Origin of the sequence: Mesorhizobium sp. M7A.F.Ca.US.008.03.1.1 (assembly GCF_003997495.1) — a bacterium.
In the GTDB taxonomy this organism is placed as follows: Bacteria; Pseudomonadota; Alphaproteobacteria; order Rhizobiales; family Rhizobiaceae; genus Mesorhizobium.
Genome location: NZ_RZRU01000065.1, coordinates 1 through 345 on the forward strand (window position 1 = coordinate 1; position 345 = coordinate 345).

1 pseudogene is annotated in these 345 nt (G+C 61.2%); it reads left to right on the plus strand.

The features are described 5' to 3' along the window. Window positions 1-194: 194 nt before the first annotated feature. Window positions 195-345: pseudogene (locus EOA16_RS32460) on the plus strand (D-ribose ABC transporter substrate-binding protein); the annotation flags it as partial.

Below are 345 nucleotides of genomic sequence, written 5' to 3' on the forward strand. Positions count from 1 at the left end.
ATCGATCGTGCTTCGCTGAAAATTCGAAGCCGGTGCGAGTGGAGGACGGCGGGGAGCGAAGCAAGAGCAGTTCGGATGACAGCCGGCAGACGGCTTGGAACCCGGATGGCACGCTGCCTGCATCGCCAAGACGAATTCAAATGCAGACGATGGCCTCGATCGATCGAGGCACGGTTTTTCAACGGGAGGACTTCATGAAACTTACACGCAGAATGACGCTTGCGGCTTTCGCCGGCGTATTGGCACTCGGCACTGCGGCACCGGCCTTCGCGGCCGACCTGATCGCCATCATCACCCCCTCGCACGACAATCCGTTCTTCAAGGCGGAGGCCGTCGGCGCCGAGG